Source organism: Paraburkholderia bannensis, from assembly GCF_014200455.1.
GTDB classification, from domain to species: Bacteria; Pseudomonadota; Gammaproteobacteria; order Burkholderiales; family Burkholderiaceae; genus Paraburkholderia; species Paraburkholderia bannensis_A.
In genome coordinates, this window is sequence record NZ_JACHBW010000006.1 from 79979 (window position 1) to 93278 (window position 13300).

Below are 13300 nucleotides of genomic sequence, written 5' to 3' on the forward strand. Positions count from 1 at the left end.
GTGTGTTTACTCGGCGGTAATGGTCAGCCGCCCATGTTCAACGCTGATCCTTACACGCTGCCCTGCTTCAAATCCCGCGTGCTCGATCCATCGCCCTGCGAGCTTCATCCACGGATAAAGCGGCGGCGTGGTGCGGCTTCGCCAGTTTCGTTGATGGCGTTGCGACTGCTGGATGGTCACGAAGCGTTCCGTGACGGGTGGACGTGCATTAAGATTGGCATCAGCCATGATCAACTCCCTGATTGAGTTGGTGGTGGTCAGCGGGCCGTGAGTGTTGGTAGCACTCACGGCCCGCGCTTCGTTTACCGCTGCGATCTCTTCTCTTCGCTGCCCGCTTTGCGCGTTCTGCGCGCGGGTTGCTTCTCGCTCTCGGTGACGCGCGCCATTGCACCCGCCACCTGATTCTTGAGTATCAAGGCATCAAGCACGCCACGCACGAGCTGCTGTTCCTGCTCGGGCATGCGTGCGATGGTCTCAAACTGATAGCGCAGCACGTCATCGGGGCCGCGCTCGCCTTCATCAAAAACTAACGCATCTGAACTCACGCCGAGCGCAACGGCCAGACGCCGGATGACGTCGAGCGTGGGCTGTGAATTGCCGCTCTCATAGCGGCGGATCTGCAACACGGACAGATCGATGGCTTCAGCAAGAGCCAGTTGGGTAAGACCGCGCGCCTTACGGAGTGCGGTCAGGCGCTCTGGAAATTCCATGTTGGAAAACCAAGGTGACAAGACAGCCATCACTGTAAGACCCCTATCTGGATTGCTTGCTCAATACTATCATATACGGTAGCATAAAAATATCAATTGAGAGTCTTGACAGGTTTTTAGCCGAAGGACGGATTCATGGCGCGCATTGCAGATCAGGAGCTTGAGCTGCTGAAGGTGGAAGTGTCGGTGGAGCAGCTCGTGCGCGCGCAGGGTATCGAGCTCGCGAAGTCAGGCAAGGACTGGCGCGCCCGCTGTCCGTTCCATGAGGACAGTACGCCCTCGCTCGTGGTCACGCCCGCGAAGAACCTGTGGCACTGCTTCGGGTGCGGCGCGGGCGGTGGCCCGGTGGACTGGGTCATGAAGGCCAGCGGCGTGTCGTTCCGGCATGCGGTGGAGCTGCTGCGCGAAGGCATTCCTTCCTTAGCCGCCAGAACGGGCGTGAAGCACTCGACGGTACGCGCGCTCGAAGCGCCGGTGTCGGCGCAGGCCGATGATGCGTCGCTGCTCGTGCAGGTGGTCGATTACTACCACCAGACGCTGAAGGCCTCGCCCGAGGCACTGGCGTATCTGGAGAAGCGCGGCATCGCCGGCGCGGTCGATCACTTCCGGCTCGGCTACGCGAACCGGACATTGGGCCTGCGTCTGCCCGAGAAAAACCGGCACGCTGGCGAAGCGATCCGCACGCGGTTGCAGGCGGTGGGCGTGCTGCGCGAGAGCGGCCACGAGCACCTGAACGGGTGCGTGGTGTTTCCGTGGTTCGATGAGTCGGGACACGTGGCGGGCCTGTACGGTCGCAAGATCGTGGAGAACCAGGCGCGCAACCTGCCGAAGCACCTGTACCTGCCTGGGCCGCGGCGCGGCGTGTTCAACGCTGAAGGGCTGCGCGGCCAGAAAGAGGTGATCGTATGCGAGGCGATCATCGATGCGCTTACGTTCTGGTGCGCGGGGTATGCGAACGTGACGGCGGCGTTCGGCGTGGAAGGGTTCACGGACGATCATCTGGCGCTATTGCGGGCCTCGGGCGTGGAGCGCGCCATCATCGCGTTCGACCGTGACGAGGCAGGCGAAACAGGGGCTGTCAAGCTGGCCGAACGGCTGATGGCCGAAGGCTTCGGCTGTTACCGGCTGAAGCTGCCGCACGGTCTGGACCCGAATGAATACGCGCTGAAGGTCACGCCTGCCTCGAAAAGCCTCGGAGCATTGATACGGAGTGCAGAATGGATGGGAAACGGGAAAGCTCCGGCGCGCACCTCCACGCCTGATGTTGCCGCAGTCGTGAAAGACGCCCCCTCTTTAGCCGCTGAATTAGCCGCTAAAGAGGCGGTTGAAGTGGTGGCGCCAGAAAAATCACACCCTGTGATTCCTGCGCTACCCGCGAGCGTGGAGCCTGCCGCGCCCGCGCTGGATGTGGCGTGCGAGGTGGGCGAAACGGAGATCGTGTTCACGTTCGGCGCGGTGCGTTACCGCGTGCGCGGATTCGATGCGAAGGCAACGGGCGTGCTGAAGGTGAACGTGCTGGCGAGTGTGGCAAACGGCGCGGGCGAGTGCTTGCGTGCGATGGTCTCAAACTGATAGCGCAGCACGTCATCGGGGCCGCGCTCGCCTTCATCAAAAACTAACGCATCTGAACTCACGCCGAGCGCAACGGCCAGACGCCGGATGACGTCGAGCGTGGGCTGTGAATTGCCGCTCTCATAGCGGCGGATCTGCAACACGGACAGATCGATGGCTTCAGCAAGAGCCAGTTGGGTAAGACCGCGCGCCTTACGGAGTGCGGTCAGGCGCTCTGGAAATTCCATGTTGGAAAACCAAGGTGACAAGACAGCCATCACTGTAAGACCCCTATCTGGATTGCTTGCTCAATACTATCATATACGGTAGCATAAAAATATCAATTGAGAGTCTTGACAGGTTTTTAGCCGAAGGACGGATTCATGGCGCGCATTGCAGATCAGGAGCTTGAGCTGCTGAAGGTGGAAGTGTCGGTGGAGCAGCTCGTGCGCGCGCAGGGTATCGAGCTCGCGAAGTCAGGCAAGGACTGGCGCGCCCGCTGTCCGTTCCATGAGGACAGTACGCCCTCGCTCGTGGTCACGCCCGCGAAGAACCTGTGGCACTGCTTCGGGTGCGGCGCGGGCGGTGGCCCGGTGGACTGGGTCATGAAGGCCAGCGGCGTGTCGTTCCGGCATGCGGTGGAGCTGCTGCGCGAAGGCATTCCTTCCTTAGCCGCCAGAACGGGCGTGAAGCACTCGACGGTACGCGCGCTCGAAGCGCCGGTGTCGGCGCAGGCCGATGATGCGTCGCTGCTCGTGCAGGTGGTCGATTACTACCACCAGACGCTGAAGGCCTCGCCCGAGGCACTGGCGTATCTGGAGAAGCGCGGCATCGCCGGCGCGGTCGATCACTTCCGGCTCGGCTACGCGAACCGGACATTGGGCCTGCGTCTGCCCGAGAAAAACCGGCACGCTGGCGAAGCGATCCGCACGCGGTTGCAGGCGGTGGGCGTGCTGCGCGAGAGCGGCCACGAGCACCTGAACGGGTGCGTGGTGTTTCCGTGGTTCGATGAGTCGGGACACGTGGCGGGCCTGTCGTCTTGCACCGCATGGCCGAGCGTCTAACGCCCATCGCCGTCAAGGCCAGGCCCTTCGGGCGCGCTACGCGCGGCCTTGACGGGTTCAGCGCTGGGGCGGTGCGCGACGGCCACCGCGATCATGGAGCCGTGGAGCGCGACGGCCCTGTTCCGCCTGGTTTGCCGTCGCACTATGTGCGCCGTCAAACCAGGCGGCCGATGAGGTTGCGTTGCGAAGCCGATGCGGTGAAACTCGCGTCTGGGGCAAAAACCTGCCGAGCGGTATGCGGGATGGCTGGAAGTCTTGCCGGACAAGGGAAAGCGGCCGATGCGCGTGGCGGATGCGTCTGGGTAAAAAGTCTTTGCATACGGCGTCAACCCTATAAGTTGGATTGATCCGCTTGGCTTGGTCGGTGAAATGCCCGCGAATGCAACGGATCTGCCTATCGTAAGCGCTAATACTTCGGCATGGAATCAAGCGGTTTCAGCGATCAAAACCGGGGGGAAGACGAATTTTCGCGTTGCAAGCAGCGATGATGCAGAAGCGATGCTCCAACAAGCTAAGCCAGGAATTGAATTGAAGCCTACTTACACTGGCTGCCCGTACAAGAAAGGATATGAGCATCATCCAAATGAAGCAGGAACAGTGAACGCTCCTCAAAATAATCTTCCCCATATCAAATGGAAAGATTGGGGAGCCGGGAAGAAGGCAGGCGGTGCGGGTCACATATTCTATGGAGATCAGAATGACTAGTGCGGGAAATCCAATGTTGGACAGATTTCTTGATCCGGATTGCAGATTAAGCGATATTGATAGGGCGAAAATAAATTTCTTGACTGAGGAATTATCGAAGTCTTTGTGGAGGAAATATATTTCCTCCAAGGATCACTTGATGACCTTAGGACCCGGAGACGCTCTTTCTAAGGCGGAGATATCGAAATGGAAAGCGGATTGGTCGGATTTTCTTTCCGTTTCAGATTATCTAAGGGAAAAGCTGATAAACGCTTGGGCGATCATATTTTTCTGGGGGCCTGAGTGTGCATGCGTAACCGATGTGGATGTGCTCGTTAAAGGGTGGGACGATTTTTTCTATATTTCGGATGAAAATTCTATTGCAATTGCAGCTGGTCTTGATGAGGTGATATTCAGTTTCGAGGACGTTTTCATGTCAGGGCGACTATTGAGGCAGTAGTATGCCTCGTGGAAAATCAGGAGCAGCCTAACCATGATGACCTACTCATAGGCGTTGTTCATCAATCGGAATAGAAACATGACATCAATCGCTTGCGTCGGCGACAAGACTACCCATGGTGGGTTCGTTATCTCCGGCTCCGACATGATGGATATCAACGGGCGCAAGGCGGCGCGAATCGGCGACCTTGTGTCGTGCCCGGAACATGGTGTGAATGCGATCATCGAAGGCTCCGACTTCGCCATGGACGCGGACGGCAGGAAGTTCGCGATGCACGGACATCGAACTGCGTGTGGTTGCAGGCTCATCGCACTCGGGGAGCATGCAACCATCCGCGGCTAGTGTGGTGACCGAGGGGTGGATGGCGTCACGACATCGAGTGACGCCATCAAACGATGCGGATACGCGGCAAGTGATAACTCTACCGAAACGATAGAGTTTATTTTGCTGCGACCGCTCTTGTTCCTGTCCAGATAGCACACCTCCCACAACATCCATTTCCGGCCTTTTGCGATGATTCTGAGCAGCGGCGCTGCTGGCGTTAGCGAGCTCTTCTTCGGTGGTCTACCGAGTCGACCACCGAAAGATTCGTTCGTCAATCGGCCGCCCGATTGTGCGGGAGTTCGTCACACGCACTGAAGTCTCCGGCAAGTGCCGTTGTCGACCAAACAGTGGCTGCCGCGTCTGAACGCATGTACTGTCTTGGCCGGGCTAGGAATCGGCTCGGCGCGCGTTTGTCGCGTCCCCGCGCTATCGTTCGGGCTGTAGCGCCTTCAGATGGTTCACCGTACCCATCTGTTGCAAAAATACTACAAAAGCAGTATAGCTAGACTATTTTTCGAAGTCCCAAGCAATCTGTTGATGCGTAGGGTGGGCGCGCGCGTGTGGATCGCACGCATCATGCTGACCTGGGCGGTGATTTCGGCGGCTTCGCTGTTCGTCACCACGCCCGCGCAGTTCTATATCGTGCGATTTTTGCTGGGCGTGGCCGAAGCCGGCTTCTTTCCGGCATCGTGCTGTATCTGACTTACTGGTTCCCTGCCGCACGGCGCAGCCGCATGAACGCGCTGTTCATGATCGGCATTCCGGTTGCGGGTGTGCTGGGAGGCCCGCTTTCGGGCTGGATTCTCGCGGCCTTCGACGGGCGCGACGGCTGGGCAAGCTGGCAATGGCTGTTTTTCATCGAAGCGGTGCCGTCGTTCGTGCTTGGCATCGTCACGCTGTTTTATCTGCCCAACAGCATTCGCGCGGCGAAGTGGCTGACGAACGAAGAACGCGCCGTGCTCGAAAAGAATATCGAAATCGATCAGGCCGGCAAGGGCCATGCGTCGGTGGCTTCGGTATTCGGCAATGGCCGCGTGTGGCTGATGGCGGGCATCTACTTCTGCTGCATGATGGGGCTTTACGGCATCAGCTTCTATCTGCCGACGCTCATCAAGGCGAGCGGCGTGAAGAATGCGCTCGACGTTGGCCTGCTGACCGCCATTCCCTATGCCTGCGCCGTGTTCAGCATGCTGTTCGTGGCGAAGAGCGCGGACCGTCATGGCGAGCGCCGCTGGCACTTCGCCATGGCATCGCTCGCTTCGGCGCTCGGGTTGTATTTCAGTACGGTGTTTGCGAGCAATGTGCCGCTCGCGATGCTCGCGCTTTCCGTGGGCGCGGCGGGCATGCTCGCGACCATGCCGGTGTTCTGGGCCTGGCCGAGCGCGATTCTCGCGGGCGGATCGGCTGCGGCGGCAATCGGCATGATCAACTCGATCGGCAATCTGGCGGGCTTCGTGAGCCCGTCGATCATTGGCTGGATGAAGGACGTCACGCATAGCACCAACGCGGGCATGTATTGCGTGGCGGCGGCCATGGCGCTCGGCGCGGTCCTTGAGTTGCTGCAGCCGAAGGCCGTCGTCAATGGGCAGGCGCAGCGCAGCGCCTGATACGGCGACGCGATGCCATAAAAGCAGCGGATGCGTCCGCTGCTTTTTTTTCGTCCAGAATTTTCGCGGCCCGGTGCGATTGGCATGATCTGAACTGCACGCTAACATCGTGCTCACAACGTTGAAATGGAATAGCGAGCATGAGGGAGCGATACCGGAAACTTGCGGCGCGGGTTTTGGTTTCAGGGCTGGGCATGCTGCTGGCCCTCGTGAGCACGGCGCACGCGCAGATCGCGCAGCCCACGCTGGAGAAGATCCAGGCCGCCAATCGCATCGCCGTGGGTTATCGCGAGGAGTCCCTGCCGTTTTCTTACCGCGACGCCAACGGCAAGGTAATCGGCTTTTCGCAGGACATCTGCAATCGCATCATCGCAGTGGTAAAAGCCAGGACGCAGCGGCCGAATCTCGAAGTACGCTTTATTCCCGTGACATCGCAGAACCGTATTCCGCTGGTGCAGAACGGCACCGTCGATCTGGAATGCGGCGTGACCACGCATTTGCGCGCGCGCCAAAGCCAGGTGACATTCTCGAATACTTTTTTCGTCGCGGGCACACGTCTGCTCACACGCAAGGATTCGGGCATCCACGACTTTGGCGATCTCGTGGGCAAGAGCGTGCTCACCAATCAGGGCACGAATTCCGAGCGCATTTTGCGGACCATGAATCTGCACAGGCAGATGGATATGCGCGTGATCAGCGCGAGAGACTATGTCGAAGGGCGCGAAGTGCTCGAATCCGGGCGCGTCGCCGCTTACATGATGGACGACGTGTTGCTCGCAGGGGTGCGTTCGTTGACGACGCATCCATCGGATTGGGTCATTGTCGGCACGCCCCAATCCCGCGAGGCCTATGCATTCATGATGCGTAATGGCGACCCTGCCTTCCGCCAACTGGTGAACGATACGATGAGCGCGCTGATGAAGAGCGGCGAAATGGCGGCGCTTTATCGCAAGTGGTTCGATGAGCCGGTTCCCCCGCACGGCGTCACGATCGATTTCCCGATGACCGCGCAGTTGCGCGCCCTTTACGCCGCGCCGGACGATCGGGCGCTCGATTGAAGCGCGCTGCACTGAACCGGGCTGCAAGCCTGTGGGCTTTTTAGGGGCTGGCCGCGCAGTCGTGAGATGATCTCGGTCCTGAACGAAGCGCGCCCGCGGGTGGCCGCGCAGCAATTGAACGAGTGGGAGCGGACATGCAGGAACAGGGCAGCACGGTAGTGATCGTCGGGGCAGGGCACGCGGGCGGCAACGCTGCGGCCATGCTGCGTCAGTATGGATTCGAAGGGCGCGTCGTGCTGGTGGGCGAAGAGCCCGTGCCGCCGTACCATCGGCCGCCGCTGAGCAAGGCCTATCTCAAGGGTGAATCGGATGTCGAGCGTCTGTGGCTCAAGCCGCGCCAGTTCTATGAGGACCAGCGCATCGAACTGAAGCTCGGCGTGGCGGCGCAGTCGCTCGACCGCGCCAGTCGTACGCTCACGCTCGCCGACGGCGCCGCGCTGCAGTACGACAAGCTGATTCTGGCGACCGGCTCCACGCCCCGCGCGCTGAGCGTGCCGGGTCACGATCTGGCCGGCGTGGTGGCGCTGCGCTCGCTCGCGGACGCCGATGTCCTGCGCGAACGCGTCAAGCCAGGCGAGAAGCTCGTGGTGATCGGCGCGGGTTATATCGGTCTGGAAGCCGCCGCGGCCGCGCGCCAACTCGGCCACGAGGTGACGGTGCTCGAAGCCGCCCCGCGCGTGCTGGGCCGCGTGACCGGCGAGACGGTCTCGTCTTTCTATGAAAACGAACATCGCGCGCAAGGCGTCGATCTGCGCCTGAATGCGAAGATCGAGGCGCTGGTGGGCGAGAACGGCAAGCTCACCGGCGTGCAACTGGCCGGCGGCGAGATCGTGCCCGCCACGCTGGTGCTGATCGGTATCGGCATTGCGCCGAACGTGGCGCTGGCCGAGGCCGCGGGCATTGTCTGCGCCAACGGCGTGCAGGTGGACGACGACGCGCGCACTTCGGACGCTGACGTGTTCGCAATCGGCGACTGCGCAAGCCGTCCGCTCTCGCACTACGGCCGCACGGGGCGTCTCGAAAGCGTGCATAACGCGGTGGAGCAGGCGAAGCTGGCGGCATCGGCGATCGTTGGCAAGCCGCGCCCCGCCTGCGATGCACCGTGGTTCTGGTCCGATCAGTACGATCTGAAGCTGCAGACCGTGGGTCTGCACGAAGGCTATGACGAAACGGTGGTGCGCGGCGATCCGGCGGCGCGCCGCTTCGCCGTCTATTATCTGAGGAACGGCGCGCTGCTGGCGGTCGACGCCGTGGCCTCGATGCCCGACTTCCTGTGCGGCAAGAAACTCGTGGGTTCGGGCAAGACCCTCGATGTGGCCGCCTTGCGCGATCCGGCCACGGATATCGGCAAGTTCGCCGCGGCTACCCTGGCCTGACTGGGGACGGGAGCAAAGGCAGGGCGCGATCAGGCTTTTCGCATCAAAGCTTGATCTGCATGCCAGGGCGCCCGGGCGGGGCTGCACTATCATCGCGCACGCGCCGCGCCGGCGGGTTTCCCGCGGCGCGGCCGCTATCCGTCGGCGTATGTTGCGCCGCCCGCACGCGAGATCCGCACGATGAATACGCCCGGCCAACCTGAATCCGCTCAATCGCCTGCTGAAATACCGCAAGTTTCCGATCGGCAACGCGGGCGCGCCACCGCCAGTTTCGCGCGCGCCGGCATGCCATCCACGCCGCTGTTTGCCGGGCCCGAGGGCATCCGCTTCGACTTCAATTACGGCTGCCGCGTGCAGGTGCCGGTGGCGGGCTGGCGCGTGCGCATGCACGATCTCGATACCCATAATCTGGTGTTCGACGCCATGCTCGCGCCAGGCGAGGTCGCGGCCAGCCGCCGCAAATACTTCGTGCGCTTTCTGCTGGAAGTGTTCGACGGCGAACGCCGGGTGTTCTCGCACAGGTTCGATGCGCACGGGCGGCGCGTCTGCATGACGCTCGGCTCCGGCGCGCTTGGCGACGCCATCGCCTGGGTGCCGGCCATCGAGGCGTTCCGGCAGCGGCACGGCGGCGAAGTGATCGTCGAGATGAAGCCGTGGCTGCACCCGCTCTTTGCCGAGGGCTATCCGTCGCTGCGTTTTGTATCGGAATCGCCGCAGCAGCAGGAGGAACACGCCGATCCGATCTACGCCACCTACCGCGTTGGCTTCTATTCCCCTTACACCGATCGCGATCATCAACCGACCGATCCCCGCATCAGCAGCCTGCAGGATTTCGCCTCCTACATGCTTGGCGTGCCCGCGGTGGAGCGGCGCACCAACATCGTGGTCGCCGACCGCGCGCGCAGCGTGCCCGAACCTTATGTCTGCATCGCGGTGCAGGCGTCGGCGCAATGCAAATACTGGAACAACCCCGCTGGCTGGCGCGCGCTTGTTGCGCATCTGAAGTCGCGCGGCTACCGCGTGCTGTGCATCGACCGCGACCGTGAATACGGCCTGCCAGTCGCGCTAAACAGGATGCCCGAAGGCGCGGAAGACTTTACCGGCGAGCGGCCCTTGCAGGAGCGTGCGAGCCTCTTGATGCACGCCGACTTCTTCGTCGGACTGGGCAGCGGTCTGTCATGGCTCGCGTGGGCCGTGGGCGTACCGGTGGTGCTGATCAGCGGCTTTTCGCACCCGGGCGCCGAATTCCGCACGCCCTGGCGCATCATCAATTTCCACGCCTGCAATAGCTGCTACAACGATCTCGCCTTCGAGTTCGGCGGCGATTTCAGCTGGTGCCCGCGTCACGCGAACGATGCGCTGCGCTATCAATGCACCACGGCGATCACGGCGGGCCACGTGATCCGCGTGGTGGACGATCTGATCGCCTCGCTGTAGAAGCGTCGTTCATACGGGGAGCGCCGACTCTCGGCTAGAATGCTTGCGCGACGAAAGCGCCGCCATTCGAAACGAAATTCGAGGAGATCGACGCGATGGAACCACGCTCCCGTTTCGGCGCGAGCCTGTTGCCTTATCTGCTGATCGGACCGCAGCTTGCGGTCACGGCTATTTTCTTTCTCTGGCCTGCGGGCGTTGCGCTGCTGCAGTCCACCCAGGCCCAGGACGCCTTCGGTACATCGTCCGAATTCGTGGGGCTGGCGAACTTCACGCGGCTCTTTCAGGACCCGCTCTATCTGGGCTCGGTCAAGACCACGCTGGTGTTTACCGTGCTCGTCACCGTTTGCGGACTGGCGCTGTCGCTCATGCTGGCGGGCATGGCGCACCACGTCACGCGCGGCAAGCGTTTTTACCAGACCTTCCTGATCTGGCCATATGCGGTTGCACCCGTGATCGCCGCCGTGCTCTGGGGCTTCCTCTTCAATCCGAGTATCGGTCTGGTGACCTATGCGCTCGCGCGCGTCCATGTGATCTGGAATCACGCGCTCAATCCGGGCCAGGCGATGACGCTGGTCGTGATTGCTTCCGTGTGGCAGCAAATCAGCTATAACTTTCTGTTTTTTTACGCGGGCTTGCAGGCGATTCCGCAATCGCTGTTCGAAGCCGCGGCCATCGACGGCGCCGGGCCGGTGCGGCGTTTCTTCGGCATTGCCTTTCCCTTGCTGTCGCCCACCAGTTTCTTTCTGCTGGTGGTGAACGTGGTCTACGCGCTCTTCGATACCTTCCCGGTGATCGATGCGGCAACTGGCGGCGGCCCCGGCCAGGCGACGCGCACGCTGGTCTACAAGATCTTCGACGAAGGCTTTCGCGGCCTCGATATCGGCAGTTCGGGCGCGCAATCGGTCGTGCTCATGCTGCTCGTGATCGGCCTGACGATCTTCCAGTTCCGCTTCATCGAGCGGCGGGTGCAATACTGATGGTCGAAAATCGCCGCTTCTTCAATCTCTTCTGCCACGCGATGCTGCTGCTCGGCGTCGCCGTTGTGGCGTTTCCCGTCTACGTTGCGTTCTGTGCGGCCACCATGAACCAGCAGCAGGTATTCAGCGTGCCGCTTTCGCTGGTGCCCGGCACCCATCTGTTCGAAAACGTGGGGACGGTCTGGAAAACCGGCACCGGCAGCGCGGCCAGCCCGTTCGGCACGATGCTGCTCAATAGCGTGATTACGGCGCTCGTGATCTCGGTGGGCAAGATCGTTATTTCGATTCTGTCTGCCTATGCGATTGTGTTCTTTCGCTTCCCGTTCCGGCGCCTGTCGTTCTGGCTGATTTTCGTCACGCTGATGCTGCCCGTGGAAGTGCGTATTTTCCCCACGGTTCAGGTGGCGGCCACGCTGCAGCTGACCAACACCTATGCGGGCCTCACGTTGCCGCTGATCGCTTCCGCCACAGCCACGTTCCTGTTTCGCCAGTTCTTTCTCACGCTGCCCAACGAATTGATCGAGGCCGCGCGCATCGACGGCGCGGGCGCGTTGCGTTTCTTCTGGGACGTGGTGCTGCCGCTGTCGAAAACAAATATCGCGTCGCTCTTCGTCATCACCTTCATTTACGGCTGGAATCAGTATCTGTGGCCGATTTTGATGTCGAGCACGGCGTCGATGACGACGTCGGTGGTCGGCATCAAGAGCATGATCGCGAGCGGCGATGCGGCGACGCAGTGGCAGCTCGTGATGTGCGCGACGATGATCGCCATGTTGCCGCCGCTCGTGGTGGTGCTGGCGATGCAGCGCTGGTTCGTGCGGGGACTGGTCGATGTCGAAAAATAAGCTGAAAACAGGCGTAAAACGGGAGCAGGCATGGCGGCGTTGAGCATGAGGGGCGTGACGAAGTCCTATGACGGGGCGCAGCAGGTATTGCACGGTATCGACGTCGATGTGGCCGACGGCGAATTCATGGTGCTGGTCGGGCCGTCCGGATGCGGAAAATCCACGCTGCTGCGCATGGTGGCGGGCCTCGAAAGCGTGAGCGGCGGCGAGATCGCCATCGGCGGCAAGGTGGTCAACCGCATGGAGCCCAAGGATCGCGACATCGCCATGGTGTTCCAGAATTACGCGCTTTATCCGCATATGACGGTCGCGCGCAATATGGGTTACAGCCTCAAATTGCAGGGCTTGGACAAGCGCGAGATTGAGGCGCGCGTGGCGGCGGCTGCGGGCATTCTCGAACTGGGTGCGCTGCTCGGACGCAAGCCGCGCGAACTCTCGGGCGGCCAGCGTCAACGCGTGGCGATGGGGCGCGCCATCGTGCGCGAGCCCTCGGTGTTTCTCTTCGACGAACCGCTGTCGAATCTCGACGCGAAACTGCGTGTGCAAATGCGCCTTGAAATCCAGCGTCTGCACGCAAGATTGCGTACGACGAGCCTCTACGTCACGCACGATCAGATCGAAGCGATGACGCTTGCACAGCGCGTCATGGTGCTCAACGGCGGGCGCGCGGAACAGGTCGGCACGCCGGGCGAAGTCTACGACCGGCCCGCGTCGATGTTCGTAGCGAGCTTTATCGGCTCGCCCGCCATGAACCTGCTGCACGGGCGCGTGAGCGCGGATGGGCAGCGCTTCGAGACGGCGGGCATGGGGCCGCATCTACCTTTGCCGCTCGACGTACTGGCACCCGCCTTGCGTACGCATCTGGAGCCGGGGCGCGAATGCGTGCTGGGCGTGCGGCCCGAGCATATGTACGAGGGCGAATCCGTGCGCGAATCCGTGCGTGACTGCGCGCCCGGCTCTGGGTCCATCGCGCTCGAAGTCGAAACCTGCGAATTGCTGGGCGCGGATAACCTCGCGCATGGCCGCTGGGGCAGCAATGAAGTGATCGTGCGCCTGCCGCACGAAACGCGGCCCGCGCGCGGCGAGCGCATCGCGGTGCGCCTGCCCGCGGCCCGCCTGCATTTCTTCGATCCCGCTGGGGGAATGCGTCTCGGCTAGGCCGACGATGACGTAACATGTTGCCTTGGGCCGGCGCAGCGCTGGCCCG

The 13300-nt window shown here is 61.8% G+C and carries 16 protein-coding genes; 13 read left to right on the forward strand and 3 right to left on the reverse strand.

The annotated features are described in order from the left end of the window. Positions 1-6: 6 nt before the first annotated feature. Positions 7-288, reverse strand: a complete 282-nt coding sequence (locus tag F4827_RS11745) for a SymE family type I addiction module toxin (RefSeq protein WP_311673192.1) — start codon at positions 286-288, stop codon at positions 7-9. 14 nt (positions 289-302) lie between these two features. Next, positions 303-710, reverse strand: coding sequence for a helix-turn-helix domain-containing protein (locus F4827_RS11750; RefSeq protein WP_183724342.1), 408 nt, complete (start codon positions 708-710; stop codon positions 303-305). 135 nt (positions 711-845) lie between these two features. Between F4827_RS11750 and F4827_RS11755 the strand changes: the two genes are divergently transcribed. Then, the gene (locus tag F4827_RS11755) at positions 846-2282 is read left to right on the forward strand and encodes a CHC2 zinc finger domain-containing protein (protein WP_183724116.1); all 1437 of its coding nucleotides are present in this window, start codon (positions 846-848) and stop codon (positions 2280-2282) included. Here F4827_RS11755 and F4827_RS11760 read toward each other — a convergent pair. Further along, a complete protein-coding gene (locus F4827_RS11760; protein ID WP_311735589.1) occupies positions 2171-2539 on the reverse strand; it encodes a helix-turn-helix transcriptional regulator in 369 nt (122 codons plus the stop codon). The two genes, F4827_RS11755 and F4827_RS11760, sit on opposite strands and share 112 nt — an antisense overlap. Positions 2540-2644: 105 nt before the next feature. Here F4827_RS11760 and F4827_RS11765 point away from each other — a divergent pair, with 105 nt between their 5' ends. From F4827_RS11765 to F4827_RS11815, 12 genes are all read left to right on the forward strand, one after another. Next, on the forward strand, positions 2645-3325 hold the full coding sequence (locus tag F4827_RS11765; RefSeq protein WP_260175135.1) for a CHC2 zinc finger domain-containing protein: 681 nt from the start codon (positions 2645-2647) through the stop codon (positions 3323-3325). 369 nt (positions 3326-3694) lie between these two features. Then, positions 3695-4030: a hypothetical protein gene (locus F4827_RS11770; RefSeq protein ID WP_183724118.1), complete on the forward strand. Its 336-nt coding sequence runs from the start codon at positions 3695-3697 to the stop codon at positions 4028-4030. After that, positions 4023-4469, forward strand: coding sequence for a DUF2947 family protein (locus F4827_RS11775; protein WP_183724119.1), 447 nt, complete (start codon positions 4023-4025; stop codon positions 4467-4469). Before F4827_RS11770 ends, F4827_RS11775 begins: the two co-directional genes overlap by 8 nt. 78 nt (positions 4470-4547) lie before the next feature. After that, a complete protein-coding gene (locus F4827_RS11780) occupies positions 4548-4811 on the forward strand; it encodes a PAAR domain-containing protein (RefSeq protein ID WP_183724120.1) in 264 nt (87 codons plus the stop codon). Between the two features lie 519 nt (positions 4812-5330). Then, on the forward strand, positions 5331-5495 hold the full coding sequence (locus tag F4827_RS35815; RefSeq protein WP_311673198.1) for a hypothetical protein: 165 nt from the start codon (positions 5331-5333) through the stop codon (positions 5493-5495). Further along, the gene (locus F4827_RS11785) at positions 5483-6400 is read left to right on the forward strand and encodes an MFS transporter (RefSeq protein WP_311673200.1); all 918 of its coding nucleotides are present in this window, start codon (positions 5483-5485) and stop codon (positions 6398-6400) included. Before F4827_RS35815 ends, F4827_RS11785 begins: the two co-directional genes overlap by 13 nt. A gap of 194 nt (positions 6401-6594) precedes the next feature. Beyond that, positions 6595-7458, forward strand: coding sequence for a transporter substrate-binding domain-containing protein (locus tag F4827_RS11790; protein WP_260175136.1), 864 nt, complete (start codon positions 6595-6597; stop codon positions 7456-7458). A 134-nt stretch (positions 7459-7592) separates the two neighbouring features. Beyond that, on the forward strand, positions 7593-8834 hold the full coding sequence (locus F4827_RS11795; RefSeq protein ID WP_183724122.1) for an NAD(P)/FAD-dependent oxidoreductase: 1242 nt from the start codon (positions 7593-7595) through the stop codon (positions 8832-8834). A 180-nt stretch (positions 8835-9014) separates the two neighbouring features. Further along, a complete protein-coding gene (locus tag F4827_RS11800) occupies positions 9015-10271 on the forward strand; it encodes an autotransporter strand-loop-strand O-heptosyltransferase (protein WP_183724123.1) in 1257 nt (418 codons plus the stop codon). Between the two features lie 95 nt (positions 10272-10366). Next, on the forward strand, positions 10367-11248 hold the full coding sequence (ugpA, locus tag F4827_RS11805) for a sn-glycerol-3-phosphate ABC transporter permease UgpA (protein WP_183724124.1): 882 nt from the start codon (positions 10367-10369) through the stop codon (positions 11246-11248). Continuing rightward, positions 11248-12093: a sn-glycerol-3-phosphate ABC transporter permease UgpE gene (gene ugpE / locus F4827_RS11810; RefSeq protein ID WP_183724125.1), complete on the forward strand. Its 846-nt coding sequence runs from the start codon at positions 11248-11250 to the stop codon at positions 12091-12093. Before ugpA ends, ugpE begins: the two co-directional genes overlap by 1 nt. Before the next feature lie 45 nt (positions 12094-12138). Then, complete coding sequence (locus tag F4827_RS11815) at positions 12139-13251, forward strand: sn-glycerol-3-phosphate import ATP-binding protein UgpC (RefSeq protein WP_409258790.1); 1113 nt, start codon at positions 12139-12141, stop codon at positions 13249-13251. Positions 13252-13300 lie beyond the last annotated feature (49 nt).